The organism is Roseateles sp. (assembly GCF_039595295.1).
Lineage (GTDB): Bacteria > Pseudomonadota > Gammaproteobacteria > Burkholderiales > Burkholderiaceae_C > Roseateles.
The window spans coordinates 37,730-56,288 of record NZ_JBCNLU010000021.1 but is presented as its reverse complement, the minus strand read 5'-3'; the positions used below and the strand labels follow the sequence as shown (position 1 = coordinate 56,288).

Sequence of the window (18,559 nt, the reverse complement as noted above, 5' to 3'; positions counted from 1 at the left end):
GCGATCGGCCGCTCAACCGGGCGACCGGTCACCCGATCACTTCAACCAGCGTTCGCCCGCTTCGCCGGGCTCGCCGCCCTGGCCGAAGAACACCAGCGCGGCCACCGAGCCGTCGGCGTTGCGCTCGACCTTGATGACGCCGATGGTGCCTTCCATGGCCAGGCTGTCCTTGCCGGTCGGCACCAGCGTGAGGATGGGACGCCCCTGGCGCAACCAACGCAGCTTGCCGTCGTGCAGCTGGAGCTCACGCTGCGCGGTGGCGTCGGCCTGCTGCTTGTAGCCGCCGGCGAAGGCTTGCAGCTGCTCGGTGCTCAGCGTCACCGGGACGATGTCCGGGTACGGCTTGCCGATGACGAAGGCCGCCAGCTTGCGCCCCGCCATGCCCAGGCTGAAGCCCGGACCGTCGGTGTTGCGCAGCAGAACCACGCTGACGCCGCTCTGCGGCAGATAGGTCAGGCCGCTGACGAAGCCGTGGATGCCGCCGCCGTGCTCCAGCTTGGGCTCGCCGCGCAGGGTTCCCACGGTGATGCCGTAGCCGTAGCCCGCCTCCTTGGCGGCACCTTCGGGCGTGATCATCTGCTGATACAGCGCGGGCGACAGCAGCTTGCCGCCGTGCAGCGCACGGTTCCAGCGCCACAGGTCCTGCGCGTCGGACACCAGCGCCCCCGCGGCCTGTGGCTGCGTCATGCTCAGCAGACCGGCCGTGGTCACCGCACCTGTTTCGCGGTCGACGCTGTAGCCCTCGACCATGCGCGGGACCAGTCGCTGCTCGCCCGGATAGACGACCTGCTGGAGGCCGGCCGGCGCCAGCACGAGCTCCTGCACCGCCTGGTGCCAGGTCTTGCCCGTGATGGCCTCGATCACCGCGCCGACCAGCACGTAGCCGGAGTTGTTGTAGGCGAAGCGCTCGCCGGGCGGGAAGTCGACCGGCAGGTCCTTGAACTCGGCGATCAGCGCTTTCGTGTCCAGATCGCGGCGGATCGGGTTGTGCATGTAGCCGCGGATGCCGGTGTAGCTCTTCACGCCCGAGGTGTGGTTCAGCAGCTGGCGCAGCGTGATGCCCTCGCCCTTCGGATAGTCGGGCAGGTACTTGGACAGCGGATCGTCGAGCTTGGCGCGGCCTTGATCGATCAGCTTGAGCAGCGTCGCGGACGCGAACTGCTTGGTCACCGAGCCGATGCGGAAGCGCATGTCCGTGGCGATGGGCACGCCGAGCTCGATGCTGGCCATGCCGCGCCCGCCCTGGTAGAGCAGCTGATCGCCGCGGGCCACCAAGACCACGACGCCGGGGCCGTCGGCGGTGAGCTTCTGCTCATCGAAGATCTTCTGCACGTAGGCGCCGATGCGGGCGCTGTCGGGCAAGGCGCCGGCGGTCGGCGTGGCGGCCGAGGTCGAGGTCGAGGCCGGAGTGGTGGCCGGGGCTGGGGCCGCGGCGGTCGCGGCCGCGGTCTGCGCGCTCACCATGAGCGGAACGGCCAGCAGGCCGGCGGTGAACAGGCGACGTGTCCAGTGCGTCATCGAGTCTTCTCCCTGAGAGGTGCTGGTCGCGGCGCGGGGCCGGGGCGCTCGTGCTTGTACTGCTTCTCGTGGCCGGTGAAGGCGCGCCACAGCATGCCGCGTCGCGATGACGATCGGCGCGGCGATTGCGACGGAACGCTGTCTCGCGGCGATGAACTGCAGCAGGGTGTCCGCGTGAACTGCTACACGGCGCCGGCACGCCAGGGCGATCTCCGCGTCTTGCGCGCGTTTCGAGGGCGTCGACTTCTGGTCTCGGTCACGCGCGGCGGCTACGCTCATCCGGCATATCCAATCACAGGCATCTGCCGGAGACACACATGTCCATTCGCTCCTCGCGCGCGCTGTCGCGCCGTACCGTCGTCGGCCTGGCCGCCGCGCTCTGCGGCGCCGCCGCCCTGCCCGCCTTCGCCGACGACGCCTTCCCGTCCAAGCCGATTCGCTTCATCGTCCCCTACGCGGCCGGCGGCACGACCGATCTGGTCGCACGCACGGTGGGCGCGCACATGTCGCAGACCCTGGGCCAGACGGTGGTCATCGAGAACCGCGGCGGCGCCGGCGGCAATCTGGGCATGGACGCGGTCGCCAAGTCCGCGCCCGACGGCTACACCGTGGGCATGGGCGCGATCTCGACGAATGCGCTGAACCCGCACATCTACCGCAAGATGTCCTTCGATCCGCGCAAGGACTTCAGCGCGATCGGGCTGCTGGGCAATTCGACCATCGTGCTCGAGGTCGGTGCCGCGGTGCCGGTGAAGAACGTGGCCGAGCTGCGCGCGTGGGCGGCGAAGAATCCGGGCTCGCCGTTCGGGACGGCGGGCGCGGGGACGTCGATGCATTTGGCGGGGGTGCTGTTCGGGCAGCTGAGCCACACGGAGTGGACCCATGTGCCGTACAAGGGCAGCGCGCCACTGATCACCGATCTGGTGGGCGGTCAGATCCCGGTGGCTTTCGACAACTTGCCGGCGTCGCTGCCGCATATCCAGGCGGGCAAGCTGCGCGCGCTGGCGGTGGCGGGGTCGCAGCGCTCGCCCGCGCTGCCGGATGTGCCGACGCTGGCGGAGGCGGGGCTGCCGGGGTACTCGGTGGAGCCGTGGTTCGGCGTGTATGGGCCGGCGCATCTGCCGGCACCGGTGGTGAAGAAGCTGCAGACCGCGCTGCAGGCGGCGCTGGCGGATCCGGGGGTGAAGGAGAAGCTGGCGGCGGCGGGGTTCTCGCCGAAGTCGTCCACGGCGGCAGAGCTGGAGGCGCTGAGCGCGCGGGAGTATGAGCGGCTCGGGAAGGTGGCGAAGAGCGCGAAGATGTCGGCGGATTGAGGCGGCGGGAGGGCTCCTGGACTGCGGGAGCTCTTGGACTGCGGGAGCTCCCACCCTCTCCCCCGCCCTCTCCCGCCCCGCGGGAGAGGGAGCAAGACCTGGCCCTCGGGAGAGGGAGTAAGACCTGCTCTGCGGGAGCGGGAACAGGAGGGCTCCGCAGTCAAGCGAAGGAAGCGAGCCTCACGGCTCCCTCTCCCGCTTGCGGGAGAGGGTGGGGGAGAGGGTCTTCGGGCTCAAAGCCGCTGACTCAACGTCAGCTTGACGTTCCGTCCCGGCGCATAAACCGCCTCAGCCAGATAAGGCTGCACGCTGCGATTGAACAGGTTGTCCACGCTCAGCATCACGCGCGTGTCCGCCAGCCTGCCACGCCCCTGCCACTGCGCAAAAAGCCCGTGCAGTCCATACCCCTTGGACTTCGGCAGCGCATAAGCCACGATCTCATCGTCCGGCACCTTGTTCTGCGCCGCGACGAACTTGCCCTGCCATCCGGCCGACAGCCCCAGCCCCGGCCACTTCGCGCCCAGCACCACCACCGCCTTGGGCGCGCCGATGTCGATCAGCGGCTGATTCTTCGTTGCCCACGGATCGCGGATCGAGCCGCGATGCTCGCCGCTCATCCACGCCATCGACACGCTGCCGAAGCCGCGGCGCTGCTCGTAATGCGTCTCCAGCTCCACGCCCTGGCTGCGATAGCCCGGCAGGTTGCGATAGAACGGCATATTGGGCGGCCGCTGGGTACCCGGCTCCACGAAGATGCCGAAGCGCTTGTGGATGTTGTCGTGCACCAGGTTGCGGAAGACGGTCAAGGTCGCCGCCAGCGCGTCCCCTTGCGCGAGCCAATCGGCGCGCTCGTACTTCGCGCCGCCGCGCAGCGCGGTGACCCGCTCCTTGCGCAGACCACGGCTCGTCGCGGGCGCGCTCGACGCGGCCGACTGCACCTCGAAGAGCTCGTCGATCACCGGCGCGCGCCAGGTTCGGCCCGCATCGAGGAAGAGCGTCGTGCTCGTCGTCGCCTGCCAGCTCGCCGACAGGTGGTGCGACCAGCCGCGGTGATAGACGGCGCTGTAGTCATGACCCGCCTTGGGGTCGTTGTAGCGCGGCGCGAAGTTGGGCTGACCCGCCGTGCGGACCTCGTCGTAGCGCAGGCCCGGCGTCAGCGTGAACGCGCCCCAGCGCAGCTCGTCCTCGATCCAGCCTGACACGGTGCGCTGCTCGCCGGAGGGCATGTAGTAGGGCTGGAACCAGCCGTAGTTGTAGCTCGCGTCCGTCGTCCGCGTCTGCAGAAACATCAGCGTGTCGCGGTCATGGCGCTGCGCCTGCAGGCCCGTGGCCAGCGCGTGGCGGATGCCGCCGGTCTCGAAGCGCTCGGTGTTGCTGATGTCGACCTGCCGATCGCGGTAGCTCGCATGGCTCTCCTTGCCCAGGCTGGCGGCGAAGTCGCTGGTGATGGAGTCCGGCCGAGAGTCGTCCTGCTTGCTGGTCGACTGCGTCAGCCGCACTTGCAGATCGATCAACGGCTGCGCGCTCGGCGCCCAGGTCCACAGCAGCGCTTGCGTGCGATCGGTCTGATCGCGCCACAGCACCTTGCGCAGCCAGGCCTCGCGCTCGCCGTACTTGGCGATCTCGGCGGGCGTGGGCGCGGGCACCTCGTCGCGCTTGGCGGCGAAGGGCGACCAGGCCTTGCTGCGGCCCTCGATGTGGGACAGCGTCAGCCGCGCCTCGCCGAAGCTCAACGTCAGCTTGGCCAGCGCCGAGCGGCTGTGCGTCTCGGAGAACTCGTAGACGCTGCCGTCGGCGCGCTTCTGATCGCCGGAGTCGCGGCCGGTGACGTTCAGCAGGACCTGCCACGGGAGCGCGGTGCCCGCCTCCGAGCGCGCGAACAGGCTGCCTGAGCCGATGCGCTGGTCGTCGTTGCTGGCGTAGCCCAGCTTGACCAGACCGCCCAGGCGCTCGTCCGGACGCAGCAGGTCCTCGGCGTCCTTGCTCTCGACGCGGATGGTCCCGCCGAAGCCGCCGTTGCCGTAGCGCACCGAGTGGGCGCCCTTGTCGACGGTGATGCGCCTGATCAGCTCGGGCTCGATGAAGATCGATCCCTGCCGGTACTTCTCAAAGCCCTTGTTGGCGCCGTCCAGCTGCACGCGGATGTCCTCGACGTCGCCGAAGCCCCACATGTTCAGGCTCTGGCCGCCGGGACGGAAGGTGCCGTTCAGGTCCACGCCGGGCAGGTTGTCCAGCAGCTGCTGCACGGTCAGGGCCTGCTGGCGCTCGATCTCGTTGGGCGTGATGCTGGTCTTGCCCGGGGCGACGCTGCGCACGCCGTAGATGGTGACCTTGCCGAGGTCGGTGGCGGCGTCCTGGGCGGCCTTCGCGGCGGCGGTGCTGGCTGTCGTGCTGGCGCCGGAAGAGGCTGGGGAGGAGGCGCTCGGCGCCGAGGCCGGTGCGGCGGGCGCTGCGGGATCAGCGGCCCAGGCGGCGCCGCCGATCAAAGCGCTGAGGAGAGGAAGGAGTTGGAAGGGGCCGAAATTGACGGTTCGAGGTGTTCTATTTTCTTTATGCACGACAGGGACTTACAGCACAGATGCGAATAATTCGCAAAAAGTGTAGCAGTGCTTGTCGGGTCTGTGAACAGGACGTGAAGAAAGACCCTCTCCCCCGCCCTCTCCCGCAAGCGGGAGAGGGAGCAAGACCTGGCCCCTTACACCGCCACCATCCTGCGCATCGCTACCAGCTCCGTCGGCGGCGCGACGAAGGCGCTGAGCCGATCCGCTGTCGCGGCGACCGCGGTCGCCGTTTCCAAATTGCGACGCGAGGCTCCTTCCGAATCCAACGTCGCGCGATTGACCTCGTTGAGCGCCGTCTCCAACTGCTGCGCCGCGGTGGACTGCTGCAGCGTGGCCATGCGGATCTCGCGGCTGGCGGTGTCAGAAGCGACGACGCGCGCCGCGATCAGATCCAGCGCCGCATCGACTTCTCCGAACAACGCGGAGCTCGCCTCGACCGCCTTGAATCCCGCCTCGGTCGACATGATGGTTGCGTTGGACGAGTTGCGGATGGACTCGAGCTGCGACTTGATGTCCATCGCGTCGGTGCGCATCTTCTCGGCCAGACGCCGGATCTCTTCGGCCACGACCTGGAAGCGCTGGCCCGCGTCGCCGGCGGCGAAGGCCTCGATGGTGGCGTTGATCGCGAGGATGTTGGTGCGCTCGGCCAGCTCCTCGACGGTGGTCAGCACCGTGGCGGCGCCCTGCACTTCTCGGCCCAGCGCGGTCATGTGCTCGACGACACGGTCGATCTGCCCGCGCATCGCGCCGACGGTCTCCCGAGCGCGCAGCATCGCCTGGCTGCCGGCCTGCGCGGCCCGGGTGCTGGCAGCGGCGATCTCCTCGACCTCGGACGAGCGCTGCGCGATCTGCTTGGCCGCCGCCTGGACCTCGTGCATGGTCGACGACAGCTGGATCGCCGCGGAGGCGGTCTCCTTGGCCGCGCCCGCCTGCTGCTGCGACGAAGCGCGCAGCTCCTTGGCCTGCTGGGTGAGCTCGACCGCCGCGCCGCCGATGGTCGTCATCAGGCGGCGCTGCAAGGCGACGCCGATCCACGCCACCAGCGCGAGGCCCGCGACCACACCCCCGATGGACACGCGCTTCACGAGCCGCGTCGTGTCGGTCATCTCGGTGGTGCGTGCGTTCAGCACGGCGACCTCGGACGCTTCCAGCTCCGACAGCCGCTTGCGCAGCGTCTCCAGGCGGCGCCGGCTCTCAGCGGCCTTGGGATGGCGGGTGACCTCCTCCAGCGGCATCGTGGCGCGCTGCGCGATGCGCTCGCGGTAGATCCCGATCAGGCCGGGGACATCGTCCTCGATGTCACGGAGCACCGCGGCGCGTTCCATCCAGACCGGCGATGCGTTCAACATGGCGAGGCGATCGCGCACGTCGATCACGGCCTTCTCGAAGGGCTCGATGTAGGCGCGGTCGTTGGAGAGCAGGTAGGAACGCTGGGCGGTGTCCGCGACGGTGAGCGCCTCGCCGAAGCTGTTGAGCTCGCGCAGGGCCTGTTGGCTCTGATTGGCGCGCGTACCGGCGTGCTCCATCAGGAAGGCGCTGCGTATCGCCAAGCCCCCGACGACGCACAGGATCGCGAAAGCAAGCGCAAAGCCGATGGCCAGGCTGCGACCGTATGTCTGCATGGGACTCTCCATTCGGACACCTCCCTGACGGTGCCGGGGTCGAGGTGGACTCTAAGGGAGATACTCGCCCAATGTCCACGATCCGCCGCATCCCCCCGCCCACCGACAGCCGCCTGGCGGCGGACTACGCGGCCGCGTCGCACACCGACGCCTTCGCCATCCGCTTGAAGGACGAGGCGCCGGACGATGCGGTGGCGCTCTCCCGCGCGGTGCTGGAGCAGCCGCCCGGATGGTTCCGCGTGCTGCTGGGGATTCGCGACGCGGCGGTCAAGCCGCTCGGGCTGAAGACGAGCTCGGCGATGCGGGCCCACCTCGCGGCCAACGGCATCGCGCACGTGGGCATGTTCCGCGTGCTGTCGTCCACGCCCGAGGAAGTCGTCTTCGGGGAGCAGGACAGGCACCTGGACTTCAAGCTCTCCATCCTGATCCGGCGACCGGCCGGCGCCGCGCATCGCGAGGCGGTCGCGACCACGACGGTGCGCTGCCACAACCTGCTGGGGCGCTTCTATCTGGCGGCGATCATGCCGGGGCATGTGCTGGCGGTGAAGTCGCACCTCGCGGCGGCGGCGAGGCTGCATGGGATCCACGAACGAGGAGACGACGTCGGCCGCTGAGACCGGCCCTGCGACGGGGACGCTCCTCCGCGCGCATGGATCGTCACTGCGAACGAGCCGCCCGAGCTCGACCACTGGGACCGCTTTCCACTTCGAAGGACGGTCCGGTATGCCGGGTTCTCACGCTTCGTCGGCTCGAAGGCTGACGGCCTCGGTCGTGTTCACGACCTACAACCAGCCTGAATGGCTGCACAAGGTGCTGCTGGGTTTCGCCACACAGACCCGAAGCGACTTCGAGCTCATCGTGGCCGATGACGGCTCGGGGCCCGAGACGCGGGCCGTCGTCGAGTCCATGCGCGGCAGCTTGCGAGTGGAGGTGCAGCACCTGTGGCAAGCCGACGAAGGCTTTCGCAAATGCGCGATCCTGAACAAGGCGCTGTGCGCCGCTCGCGCCCCTTACGTGATCGTGACGGATGGCGACTGCATTCCACGCGCCGACTTCGTCGACACGCATCTGCGGCATCGCGCCCCGGGCCGCTTCCTGTCCGGCGGCTACTTCAAGCTGTCCATGTCGCTGAGCCGCGCCATCGCGCCCGCTGACATCACCTCGGGCCGCTGCTTCGAACTGGCATGGCTACGGGCGCACGGGCTGCCGAGCGATCTCCGGAGCCGGACGCGGCTCGGAATGGGGCGCTTTGGGGCCGCCGTGCTGGACCGGGTCATGCAGGCGCGCACGACCTGGAACGGTCACAACGCCTCGGGCTGGATGAAGGACCTGCGGGCCGTCAACGGCTTCGACGAGCGCATGGGATATGGCGGCGAGGACGTGGAACTCGGTGAGCGCCTGCAGCGTATCGGCGTGACCGGCAAGCGGATACGGTACCGCGCGCCGGTCCTGCACCTGGACCACCCGCGAGCCTACGACCAGCCGGAAGTCCGAGCGATCAATGAAGCGATCCGCGCCCGTGGACGTGACGAGCAGTCCATCTGGACGCCGCACGGGATCGAGAAGCGGGAGGCCTGACGCGGTCAGCCCGCTCGCCAGGCGTTGCTGCGCCTCATGCCCCCTGATGCGTGGCCCGTTCCTGTTCCTTGCGGCCCGCCGTGAGCCACAGGATCAGCGCGAACACCGCGCCCGCCACGCTGGCGATGCCGAAGAACAGCATCATCGATTCGTAGCCGGCGGGGTTCTGGGCGCTCGCGCCGGCGCGGTCGTTGAGCCAGCCGGCCACCACGTTGGCGCCGCCGATACCGGCGTTCTGCGCGACCCACATCAGGCCGATGGCCGTGCCGAAGCGCGCCGGCGCGACCAGCTTGCTGGTCAGCGGCCACATGACCGCCGGCACCAGCGAGAAGCTGATGCCAATCAGCGCCGTTGAAATCCACAGGCTGGCCGAGGTCAGCGCCATCGTCGCGATCGCGATCGGCAGCAGCAGCGCGCCGAAGGCCAGGAAAGGCGCGTAACGACCCACGCGGTCGCACAGCCAGCCGAAAGCCGGCGTGGCGAAGACCGCCGCCAGGAAGACGTAGCTGTTCATCGCGCCGGCGGCCGCGAGGTCCAGTCCGTGCACATGCTGGAAGTACTTGATCGAGAAGGTGCTGCGGAAGGCCAGGATCACCGAGTACCAGAGCACGCACAGCGCCAGCAGGTACCAGTAGCCCTTGCCGAAGTGCAGCAGGTCGCGCAGCACGAAGGGCTGGGCCTGGCGCTCGGCGGCGCCCTTGCCGGCGACGCGGCGATCGATCCACCAGTACAGCACCGCCGCCACGAAGGACGCAAAGCCCGCCGCGGCCGCGATCAGCAGCGGCGGCTGCCAGCCCGCCGCGTAGGCATGGGAGAACCAGGTCGGCGACATGTCCGAGGAGAAGGACCCCAGCCGGCCGATCGACAGCGTCAGGCCCATCGCGAAGGCGACGTTGCCGCCGACGAAGTACTGCGCCAGCACCGCCAAGGTGGCGATGCCGAAGGTCTCGGCGCCGATGCCGAACAGCAAGCGGCCCGCGGCCATGCCGGCGAAGCTGGGACTGAACGCCGTGAGCAGCGCGCCCGCGAAGCAGATGGCGGAGGTCCACACCGTGACGCGCGCGGCGCCGAAGCGGTCCACCAGCACGCCGCCGACCAGGATCAGCAGCACGTTGGGCAGGTTGTAGATCGCGTTGAGCAGACCGACCTGCGTGTCGGTGAAGCCGCGCTGGCTCTGCAGCGCGTCGGCCACCGGGCCGATCGAGTCGTAGACGTAGTAGTTGCCGTACAGCGCCGCGGCGACGAGGGCGCAGATCAGCCACGCGGTGGCGCGGCTCGGGGTCTTGTCGTTCATTCGGAACCCTTGGGATGCTCGCGGTCGTGGTCGGACCGAAGGGGCGGATTCTCGGCCAAGTGCCCCGCCCCGCCGGGCCGCCGGTCCCCGTGATTTCCCAGGATCGCCCCGCCGCGCGTGCTCGGCGTGAAGGGCGCGTGAGGGCGCGTGAGGGCGTCATTGCGGTAACCGCCGGTAAGAGCGGGCCCGACGAGCCGACATTCAGCGACGCATTCACCCTTCGGTGGGGGGCGGGTCGTCGCACATTTGCGCTATGGTCGCCGCCGTTTCCGGTGGATCGTCGCCGGCGCCAACAGGAGATCGACATGGCCATCGCGCGCTTCCCTGCTCACCTCGGCTCTTCCCTGCCTCGCGCGGGCTCGATGCTCGCGATCGCCGCGGCCGTGGGGCTCGCGGCGACGCTGCTCACCGGCTGCGGCAAGCAGGGCGCGACGCTGGGCGAAGGCAGCTCGGAGATCACGGGCTCTGCAGGCCCTGCGGGCGCGAGCAAGGCCAACCGCGAGTTGATGAAGTGCGACGCGCCGGTGGCCACGCTGGCGCTGGTCGAGAACCCGAACGGCTACACCATCACCGGCGCCAACGGCCTGCCCAACACGCCGCTGCCGCTGGTGCGCTTGCTCGCGCAGCAGAGCGGCTGCTTCCGGGTGGTGGACCGCAACTCGGGTTTGAAGGCAACGATCAAGGAACAGGAGCTCAAGGACGCCGGCGTGCTGCGCAGCGAGGGCAACACGGTGCGCAAGGGCCGCGGCTATGAAGCGCAGTACACGCTGATCCCCAGCCTCACGTTCAGCGAGCAGGACGCGGGTCGGCAAGTGGGCGGCATCCTGGGGATGATTCCGGTGCTCAACAAGCTCGTGGGCGCGGCGGAGCAGATCAAGCTCAAGGAGGCGCAGGTGGCCTTGCTGCTCACGGACAACGAGACGACCGAGCAGGTGGCCGCGGCGACGGGCTCGGTGCGGGTGACCGACCTGGGCATGGGCGGCTTGGTGCTGGGCAAGCTGGGCGGCGCCGCGGGCGCGGGCTGGGCCAACAGCAATGAGGGCAAGGTGATTGCGGCGGCTTTCCTGGATGCGCACAACCAGCTGGTCACGCAGGCGAGGATGCTGCAGGCGAAGGAACTGCCGGAGCCGGTGCCGATGAAGAAGGCGGGACCGGTGGAGAAGAAGGCGGCGGGGGCTTGAGAGGCGAAGGGGGCTTGAGCGCGGAAGACCCTCTCCCCCGCCCTCTCCCGCAAGCGGGAGAGGGAGTGACGCCGGGCACTACGCAGCCAGCCTCGACCTCGCGCCGATTGGCCCCTCTCCCGCTCGCGGGAGAGGGGTTGGGGTGAGGGTCGTTGAAGTCAGCGAGCCCGCATGACTCCCTCTCCCGCTTGCGGGAGAGGGCGGGGGAGAGGGTCTTCGGGCTCTGCCACGACGCCGCCCGACTTCAGGCCCGCTCGAAGCTCAGATACCCAAACGCCTCCGGCACATGGAAATTCGCCACCGGCGTATTCGTCGGACTCCATGACGAGAACTGCCGCGTCTCCTTGTTCCCCTCGATGCGGAACAGATTGATCCGCCACCCCTCCAGCGCCTCCCGACGCTTCGCCGCCAACGCCGGCATGGGAATGCTCAACTCCGCCATCCACAGGCGGTGATGCTCATCCCGCGACACCCGCGCCTGGCACGCATCGATCAGCCGCTTGCGCCCCTGCCCGTCCACCTCCAAGTCCATCACGAACCCATTCGGCGCCACCTCGATCTCGCGATAGCGCCGCGTCCCCACGTCCCGCGGGGCTTGGAGGAACACCTCCACCACGTCACGCTCCCACAGCGGCCAGATCGCCGTCGACGACACCTCGCGGTCGTAGACGTTGATCGCGTTGTAGCGGCTCAGGAAGCGCAGATGCAGCATGCCGTCGCCGTGCAGCATCTGCACCCGCGTCGACTGCGTCCCCTTCAGCGGCTGCCCCCGCCAGTCATGCGCGAAGAAGCTGGACGGCGCGTCCTCCCAGGCCGAGGCCACCGGGAAGCGATCCCGCCCCAGCAACCGGGCCGGCAAGCGCGCCGCGCGCGCCATCGGCAGCGTGCCCGTGCTCTCCAGCACCGCCTCGATCAGCAGGTGCTCCTTGAACGCCACCTTCAGCGTCGGCCTCGCCGCATCGACGCGACCCAGATCCACGCCGTTCACGTAGTCCCGGATCCTCCACACCCCCGGCCCCAGGCCCCGCAGGCTGACCGTGCCGTCGAAGGCCGGCGCATAGAACGCGTAATGCATCGCGCCGTTCTTCTCGACGACGTGCGTCTCGGGCTTGTCGAAGGCGATGTCGTAGAGCTCGCCGCGATAGGTCCCATCGGACAGGCCCTTGGCGTTGTGCGCCGAGATCCACTTGCGCCAATGCGTCTCGCGCTCCGGCGTCAGCAGGAAGGAGTCCTTGGGCTTGGGATCCTCCGGCCAGGTGAACTTGGTCGACACCACCGCGCCCAGGCCCACCGAGGAGGCGAAGTCCATCCCACCGGTCGACAGCTCGACGTGATCGCCCGCGTAAGCCGACCAGCGCCCCATCTGCGCCTTCAGCGCCTTGCCCTTGTGCCGCACCTGCCAGCTCGACAGCGGGTCCGAGGCCGGCGCCTGGTCGATCCAGGGCATGTTGTGGAAGGCATAGCTCGTGCCGCAGGGGCAGACCTCGACCACCGCTTCCGGATTCACCGCATGCGCCGATTCCCACATCACGCGGTAGAACTCGGCCATCTGCTCGTACGAGTCTTCCGGCTTGGCGTGATGGTGCTTGGGGTTGAAGCACGGCGCCACCGCGTTCAGATGCTGGCCGTCGATCTTCAGACCGTCGAAGCCCCACTCGCCGATGATCTTGCGGAACATCGCCGCCGTGCGCTCCTGCGTGCCCTTCGCGCCCGGGCAGAGGTAGAAGCAATTCCACCAGGTGATGGCCTGCGGCGCGCCGTCCTTGTCCAGCAGCAGCAGGTCGGTGTGCGCATGCAGCTCGTCGCTGCCCGGCGCCACCGCCAGCGGCGCGATCCACAAGCGCGCCTTCATGCCGCGCGCATGGATGTCGGCGACCAGCGCCTTCATGTCCTCCTCGCCGCGCGGGAACTTCGCCAGGTCGATGTCGAACCAGTCGCCCGTCGCGCGCTGCCAGCCGTCGTCCAGCACGGCCCACTTCAGCCCCAGCTCCTGCGCCTTCGGCAAGGTCGCGCGAACACGGTCCAGCGAAAAGTCGCGCTCATAGCCCCAGGCGCACCAGACCGAGTCGTGCGCGCTGCGCGGCGGCTCCGGCGCGATCAGGCCTTGGGCATTCATCAGCCGACGGTAGCGATCCAGCGGCACGAAGCAGTCGCCCTCATGCACCGCGATGAAAGCCAGCGGCAGCGTCAGCGATTCACCCGGCGCGAGCGTGCGTGCGACGTCGCCGCGCATGCCGATGTCGACCTGGTCGCCCACCGCCTTCACCGGCAACGACACCAGACGCGGCAGCTTGTCCAGATGGCCGACGGCCACGCCGACATCGCGGCGCCACACGTCGACCAGCGGCGTGCCGCCGCCGTAGTCCGACGAATCCATGCCGAAGAAGTTGCGCTGTTCGAAGCCGCGCTTGACCGGCTGCATCCAGTCGCGCCGGTCAGTGTGCGTCGAGCCCGAGTAGCTCCACCACCCGCCCGCATGCCGGGGAGAGGCCAGCAGCCGGTGCGAGGCCACGGTCCATCCCGCGATCTCGACGGGCTTGTCGGCGCGGTTGATGAAGGCCACCTCCATGAGCGCCAGGCCGGGATGCTCGTCCAGCAACGTGACCGCGACGATCTTCTCGACGGCCACGCCCTCGGCGCGGCCGCTCAGCGTCAGGCGCTGGCCGGGGCCGAAGGGCGTCCCGCCCGCCGGCGTCGCGGTGACGGGCGTCGCCGCACTCAGCGTGAAGCGATCGACGAGCTTGCCGCCCGCGAGGATCAATTGCTCGCCCGCGTCGAAGCCCGTGAGCGCCTGCGGACGCGGACCGTCGACGCGCACCACCCGACTGCGCATGCGATCGTCGAACTGCAGCGAGATCCGCTCATCCTGCAGCCGCACATGGCCGCGACCGAGGTCGGCAGCGCGGGCCGAAGCCGCCGCGCCCGCCGTCGCCGCGAGCGCGATGCGCGGCGTCATCGTCGCCACCGGCGCGGCCCCCAGCCATTGGAGGAAGGCGCGGCGCGCCGTCATCGCGCCGCCTTCCAGGCGGTCGGGAAGCTGCGCTCGGCGTTCAGGTAATAGAGCTTGTCGACCACCGCCCGCGGCAGTCCCAACCCTTGCACCGGTTGATCCAGGTCATCCACCTTGAAGCTCTCCTCCGTGTTGAAGTAGCGCCAATGCATGCGCCACACCGGCTCCACTTCGCGCAGCAGCTCGGCCCCGGATTGTTGCGGAGGCTGCGACACGTCGGTCCCGTACATCAGGCGGTCCTGATACTTGATCATGAAGCGCCGCACCTTTTCGCGGTCCTGCTGGCTCTGGTACTGCAACTGCCCGATGCGCGCCGCCAGATCGACCTTGGCCAGCGGGAAACGGTCCAGGAAGGCCGCGAGCTCGTCCACATTGCGCTCCAGCGAGGCCATGTGCATGCCGATGAACTTGAGCTTGGGATGGGCCGCCACCATGCGGTCGCGGGCGGCCATCTGGTCTTCCCAACTGGGCATCTCCGGATGCAGCGCCATGTGGTACTGCGGGTGATGCGCGAAGTACTCGCGGTCGTTGTTGACCGTCATCTTGTCCAGCGGCAGCCAGCAGTTGTGCGGCTCGCCCTGGTGGCCCAGCAGCGGGATGCCGCGCTGCTCGATCCACGAGAACAGCGGCGTGAAGCGCGCGTCGTCGATCATGACCAGCTGGCCATCGGGCTTGCGCAGGCTCATGCCGATGTTCTTCCAGACCTTCACGCCCACCGCGCCGGCTTTCATGCCCGCATCGATGCGCTGCTCGGTGGCCGCAAGCCAGCCGGGCTGGTCCGAGGTCTCCGAGGCGAAGCTCACCGCCCAGGCCACGTCCGCCGGGGCCGCCTTGCGCAGCGCGACGGCGGCGCGCTGCTGGTCGTCCAGCGGCGGGAAGTCCGGGTAGTCGACGTTGATCGTCAACACCTTGAAGCGCAGCTTGCGCGCCGCGTCGATGAAGGCCGGATCGGCGTTGTGCAGGTGCACGTGGGCGTCGATCTTGGTGACCTTGTCGAAGTCGGCCATCGTGTAGCGGGCTTCGGCGGCGGCGGCCTTGTCGCCGGACTGACCGGCGGCGAGCGCGTGGGTCGTGAGACCGGCGGCGCCCAGCGCCGCGATCAGCGTCGCCGCGCACAGCGTGGCGCGCGCGACTGCGGAGGCTTGGAAGCGCGTGTTCATCGCATGCATCGTTCGGGTGGTCCTCTTCACTGCGTGATCCCCAGACATCAGAACTTGATGCTCGCGCCGATCGTGAACGCGCGGCCCCAGCGGTTGTAGCCCTGCGGCAGCGTGATGTTGCCGTCGCCCAGCGTGTACTCCTGCTTCGCGTCCGTCAGGTTGCGGCCCTCGATCGAGACCTTGAGCCACTTGTTGAACTCGTACGAGGCCTGCGCCGTCAGCCAGGTCATGGCCTTGGCGCGCTCGTTGAAGCCGCGGCCCAGCACGTTGTTGGCGGTGACGAAGTCATCGGTGTGGTCGGCCGTGGCGCTCAGGCTCCACGGGCCCTTCTCGTACAGCAGACCCAGCGACGAGGTCGCGGGGGCGATGCCCTCCAGCGCGCGCTCCTCGCCGCCCACCCAGCTGCGCGAGTTGTTGCGGGTGTACTGCGCCCGCACGCCGAAGCCGTTGTCCCACAGATGCTGGAAGCCGACCTCCAGCCCTCGCACACGCGCCTTGTCGCCGTTGATGGGCTTGAGCACATTGAACAGGTGGCCCGGCACGCCGATGTCCACGCCGGTCTCCCAGCTGGTGGTGATCTGGTTCTTGATGTTCTTCTGGAACACCGCCAGTGTCAGCGCCGAGTTGCGCGCGTAGTACCACTCCAGCGAGGCGTCGAACTGGCGTGCGCTGTAGGGCTTCAGGTCGGCGTTGCCGCCGTAGACCTGGGTGAAGTCGCCCCACGCGACGCTGGCCGTGGTGCTGGTCGGCGCCAGCTGCTCCACCGACGGACGCGCCATGGTCTTGGCCGCGCCCAGGCGCAGCTGCAGCTTGTCGTCGAAGTGCCAGACGAAGTTGGCCGAGGGCAGGCCGTAGGTGTAGCTCGCGTTCTGGCCGATCTCGGTCGGGTCGGCATAGACCGCCGTGTAGTTGAAGGGGCCGTTCTCGGTCAGGCTGGCGATCTTGGCGTCCCAGGCCTTCGCGGAGGTCTTGGTGTTGACGATGCGCACGCCCACGTCGGCGTTCCACTTGTCGCCCGACAGGTCGGCCTGGATGAAGGCCGAGGTCGTTTTCTCCCGCACGCGGTAGCTCTGCAGCGGATTCCAGACCGGGCCGGCCTTGCTGAAGTCGTAGGTGCCGCCGTCCGGACGCGGCTTGCCGTTGTAGGCCTGCAGCGCCGCGAGATACGCCGGCACGTCGAAGCCCAGGAAGCTGCGCGGGAAGTTGCCCGACACGCCGCTCATGAAGTTGGGCAGGCTCAGGTGCTGGTCCAGCACGTTGCCGCCCAGCGCGCCGACGTTGATCGCGTTGCTGCCGGAGTAATAGTTCTCGCCGCCGTTGATGGCGTTGTCGACCAGGTCGCGGTTCTTGTTGCGCTTGGTGTACGAGACGCCGAACTGCAGCTGGTCGATGTTGAAGCGGTCCAGCGCGTAGCTGCCGGAGACGTTGACGCCGGTGATCTTGTCGTCGATGTTGTCGCCGGACAGGCCCAGGTAATGGGTGTTGAAGTCGCTGGGGCCGAACAGGCCGGCGGCCAGACCGCTGGTGAGATCGCGGCCGTCGGTCAGCGTGGTCTTGATGTCGGGCACGGCCGAGCCCGTCAGCGACACCGTGGTCACGTTGGGCTGATTCATGCGCAGCACCGTGTAGGTGTCCTGGCCGCCCGAGTGCCGGCGCGAGGTCGACTGGTAGACGTCGCCGACGAACTTCAGCTCGTTGGTCGCCTTCCATTCCGCGTTGGCGCCGTAGACCGCGCTGTCGACGACGCGGTGGACGGACTGGTTCAGCAGCTCCGGATTCAGGCGCAGCTCCGGATCCGTGTTGTTCATCGTGAAGCCGGTGACGACGCCGTTCTGCGTCTTGATGTCGGACCAGCGACCCGGCGAGAACAGCGTGTAGAAGGACTGCTGATAGCCGATCTGCGGCGAGTCCAGTCGCGTCTTGATCCCGTCGACGACGACCTTCAGGTTGTCGGTGGGCCGCCACTCGACCTTGCCCGACAGGGCCAGCCGCTTCTTCTGCTCCATGATCGAGCCGACCCGGAACTGGCCCGGTCCGATCAGACCCTCTTCATCGGGATCCAGCACGCCGTTGCCGTTCGGGTCGATGTTGCCGCCCCAGGCATTGCCGGTCCAGTTGGCCGCCGGATCGGAGATCGGGTTGCGCGTCCAGCCGCCGTCGTTGCCGGCGCTGTCGGTGCGCACCTTGCGATCGGCGTAGACCACGCCCAGCAGCACGCCGAACTCCTTGCCGAAGGTGTTGCTGTAGGTGCCGGAGATCTTGCCCCCGTTGAGCTTGCTCATCAGGTTGCGGTCGCCCTCGACGCGCAGCAGGCCGTGCTCGCCCGCCTGATCGAAGGGGCTGGCCGAGCGCAGATTGACCAGACCGCCGATGGCGCCTTCCATCGCCGAGGCCTGGGCGCTCTTGACCACATCCGCGCCGTTGATGATGTCCGAGGGCAGCACGTCGAAGGCGAAGTCGCGGCCCTCGCCGTCGGTGGCCAGGATGCGGTTGTTGAAGGTCGTCAGCGTGTAGCCGGGACCCAGGCCGCGCACGCTGACCTTCTGGCCTTCGCCGCCGGCCGTGCGGCTGATCGACACGCCGGTGATGTGGCTCAGCGAGTCCGCCACGTTGTCGTCCGGGAAGCGGCCCAGCTCGGTGGCGCTGATGCTGTCCTGCACGCCCGAGGCGTTGCGCTTGAGGTTCAGGGAGCGCTGCAGGCTGGCGCGGGTGCCGGAGATCTCGACGCGCTCCAGCGTCTGATCGGCGGCGTCCTGGGGGGCCTTGGCCTTGTCGGCCTCGGCGGGCGTGGTCTGCGCGGCCGATGCCGCGGCGGCCGGGGCTTGCACCTGGGCCTGAGCGAAGGCGCTCATCGCGACCAGCGCCGCGGCTGCCGCGACGGGTCGCGCCACGAAGCCCGGGGCAAGCGCGGGCAGAAGGGAAGACAGGGGAGCTCGCATCACAAGGTTCCTTTGTTGTCGTGTCCGCCGCGTCCCGGCTCGTCCGGGGCCGGCGGAGGCATCCGCATGGGGGCGCGCCGGGTCTCTCTCTCAGGCTGGCGCGGAGTGCCGGTTCCTGGACCTCGAACCGGCTTGCGGCAAGTCTACGAGTCCTTTCGATTGATTTCGCATATCGTTTTTACCGACGATTTCGCTTTCGATACGCCTATCGCCGAAAACGATCGGAATCGAAAGCAGCCTCACGATCGCGTCAAACAGCACCATGGACACGCCTGACGGACGCAATATGCATCGGGTTTTCCCGCGAAATGGCCGTGTTGGTGCGCTGTCACGGAAACTTCCGTTGTGTTTCCGATTTCATTGCCCTATTCTTTCGTACGAAA

General features: G+C 68.6%; 11 protein-coding genes. 4 read left to right on the top strand and 7 right to left on the bottom strand.

Translation table 11 applies throughout. The features are described from left to right. Positions 1-36 precede the first annotated feature (36 nt). Positions 37-1,518, bottom strand: a complete 1,482-nt coding sequence (locus ABDW59_RS15885) for a serine hydrolase domain-containing protein (protein WP_343630806.1) — start codon at positions 1,516-1,518, stop codon at positions 37-39. Positions 1,519-1,835: 317 nt separating this feature from the next. Here ABDW59_RS15885 and ABDW59_RS15880 point away from each other — a divergent pair, with 317 nt between their 5' ends. Next, positions 1,836-2,831 (top strand): tripartite tricarboxylate transporter substrate binding protein, encoded by a 996-nt coding sequence (locus ABDW59_RS15880; protein WP_343630805.1) that lies wholly within the window; start codon positions 1,836-1,838, stop codon positions 2,829-2,831. Positions 2,832-3,064: 233 nt separating this feature from the next. On the opposite strand, the gene ABDW59_RS15875 is transcribed toward ABDW59_RS15880, so the two are convergent. Further along, positions 3,065-5,317 (bottom strand): TonB-dependent receptor, encoded by a 2,253-nt coding sequence (locus ABDW59_RS15875; protein WP_343630804.1) that lies wholly within the window; start codon positions 5,315-5,317, stop codon positions 3,065-3,067. 209 nt (positions 5,318-5,526) lie between these two features. Beyond that, on the bottom strand, positions 5,527-7,014 hold the full coding sequence (locus ABDW59_RS15870; protein WP_343630803.1) for a methyl-accepting chemotaxis protein: 1,488 nt from the start codon (positions 7,012-7,014) through the stop codon (positions 5,527-5,529). A 71-nt stretch (positions 7,015-7,085) separates the two neighbouring features. Here ABDW59_RS15870 and ABDW59_RS15865 point away from each other — a divergent pair, with 71 nt between their 5' ends. Then, the gene (locus ABDW59_RS15865) at positions 7,086-7,628 is read left to right on the top strand and encodes a DUF2867 domain-containing protein (protein ID WP_343630802.1); all 543 of its coding nucleotides are present in this window, start codon (positions 7,086-7,088) and stop codon (positions 7,626-7,628) included. Between the two features lie 109 nt (positions 7,629-7,737). Beyond that, the gene (locus ABDW59_RS15860; RefSeq protein ID WP_343630801.1) at positions 7,738-8,592 is read left to right on the top strand and encodes a glycosyltransferase family 2 protein; all 855 of its coding nucleotides are present in this window, start codon (positions 7,738-7,740) and stop codon (positions 8,590-8,592) included. Between the two features lie 34 nt (positions 8,593-8,626). Here ABDW59_RS15860 and ABDW59_RS15855 read toward each other — a convergent pair whose 3' ends face one another. Beyond that, positions 8,627-9,886, bottom strand: a complete 1,260-nt coding sequence (locus ABDW59_RS15855) for an MFS transporter (RefSeq protein ID WP_343630800.1) — start codon at positions 9,884-9,886, stop codon at positions 8,627-8,629. Positions 9,887-10,248: 362 nt separating this feature from the next. On the opposite strand from ABDW59_RS15855, the gene ABDW59_RS15850 reads away from it, so the two are divergent. Further along, entirely contained in the window at positions 10,249-11,067 is an 819-nt protein-coding gene (locus ABDW59_RS15850; RefSeq protein WP_343630842.1) for a CsgG/HfaB family protein, read from the top strand. Between the two features lie 244 nt (positions 11,068-11,311). On the opposite strand, the gene ABDW59_RS15845 is transcribed toward ABDW59_RS15850, so the two are convergent. The 3 genes from ABDW59_RS15845 to ABDW59_RS15835 are packed head-to-tail and all read right to left on the bottom strand — an operon-like array spanning position 11,312 to position 18,176. After that, positions 11,312-14,077: an alpha-galactosidase gene (locus ABDW59_RS15845; protein ID WP_343630799.1), complete on the bottom strand. Its 2,766-nt coding sequence runs from the start codon at positions 14,075-14,077 to the stop codon at positions 11,312-11,314. Further along, positions 14,074-15,237: an amidohydrolase family protein gene (locus tag ABDW59_RS15840; RefSeq protein WP_343630798.1), complete on the bottom strand. Its 1,164-nt coding sequence runs from the start codon at positions 15,235-15,237 to the stop codon at positions 14,074-14,076. Before ABDW59_RS15840 ends, ABDW59_RS15845 begins: the two co-directional genes overlap by 4 nt. A gap of 47 nt (positions 15,238-15,284) precedes the next feature. Beyond that, complete coding sequence (locus ABDW59_RS15835) at positions 15,285-18,176, bottom strand: TonB-dependent receptor (protein ID WP_343630797.1); 2,892 nt, start codon at positions 18,174-18,176, stop codon at positions 15,285-15,287. Positions 18,177-18,559: the final 383 nt, after the last annotated feature.

What these genes read in the sequence shown, in the direction of transcription:
- ABDW59_RS15840 (WP_343630798.1), bottom strand. Translation starts at nt 15,237, where the DNA reads ATGAACACGCGCTTCCAAGCCTCCGCAGTCGCGCGCGCCACGCTGTGC.
- ABDW59_RS15850 (WP_343630842.1), top strand. Translation starts at nt 10,249, where the DNA reads ATGCTCGCGATCGCCGCGGCCGTGGGGCTCGCGGCGACGCTGCTCACC.
- ABDW59_RS15885 (WP_343630806.1), bottom strand. Translation starts at nt 1,518, where the DNA reads ATGACGCACTGGACACGTCGCCTGTTCACCGCCGGCCTGCTGGCCGTT.
- ABDW59_RS15870 (WP_343630803.1), bottom strand. Translation starts at nt 7,014, where the DNA reads ATGCAGACATACGGTCGCAGCCTGGCCATCGGCTTTGCGCTTGCTTTC.
- ABDW59_RS15845 (WP_343630799.1), bottom strand. Translation starts at nt 14,077, where the DNA reads ATGACGGCGCGCCGCGCCTTCCTCCAATGGCTGGGGGCCGCGCCGGTG.
- ABDW59_RS15855 (WP_343630800.1), bottom strand. Translation starts at nt 9,886, where the DNA reads ATGAACGACAAGACCCCGAGCCGCGCCACCGCGTGGCTGATCTGCGCC.
- ABDW59_RS15865 (WP_343630802.1), top strand. Translation starts at nt 7,086, where the DNA reads ATGTCCACGATCCGCCGCATCCCCCCGCCCACCGACAGCCGCCTGGCG.
- ABDW59_RS15835 (WP_343630797.1), bottom strand. Translation starts at nt 18,176, where the DNA reads ATGCGAGCTCCCCTGTCTTCCCTTCTGCCCGCGCTTGCCCCGGGCTTC.
- ABDW59_RS15880 (WP_343630805.1), top strand. Translation starts at nt 1,836, where the DNA reads ATGTCCATTCGCTCCTCGCGCGCGCTGTCGCGCCGTACCGTCGTCGGC.
- ABDW59_RS15860 (WP_343630801.1), top strand. Translation starts at nt 7,738, where the DNA reads ATGCCGGGTTCTCACGCTTCGTCGGCTCGAAGGCTGACGGCCTCGGTC.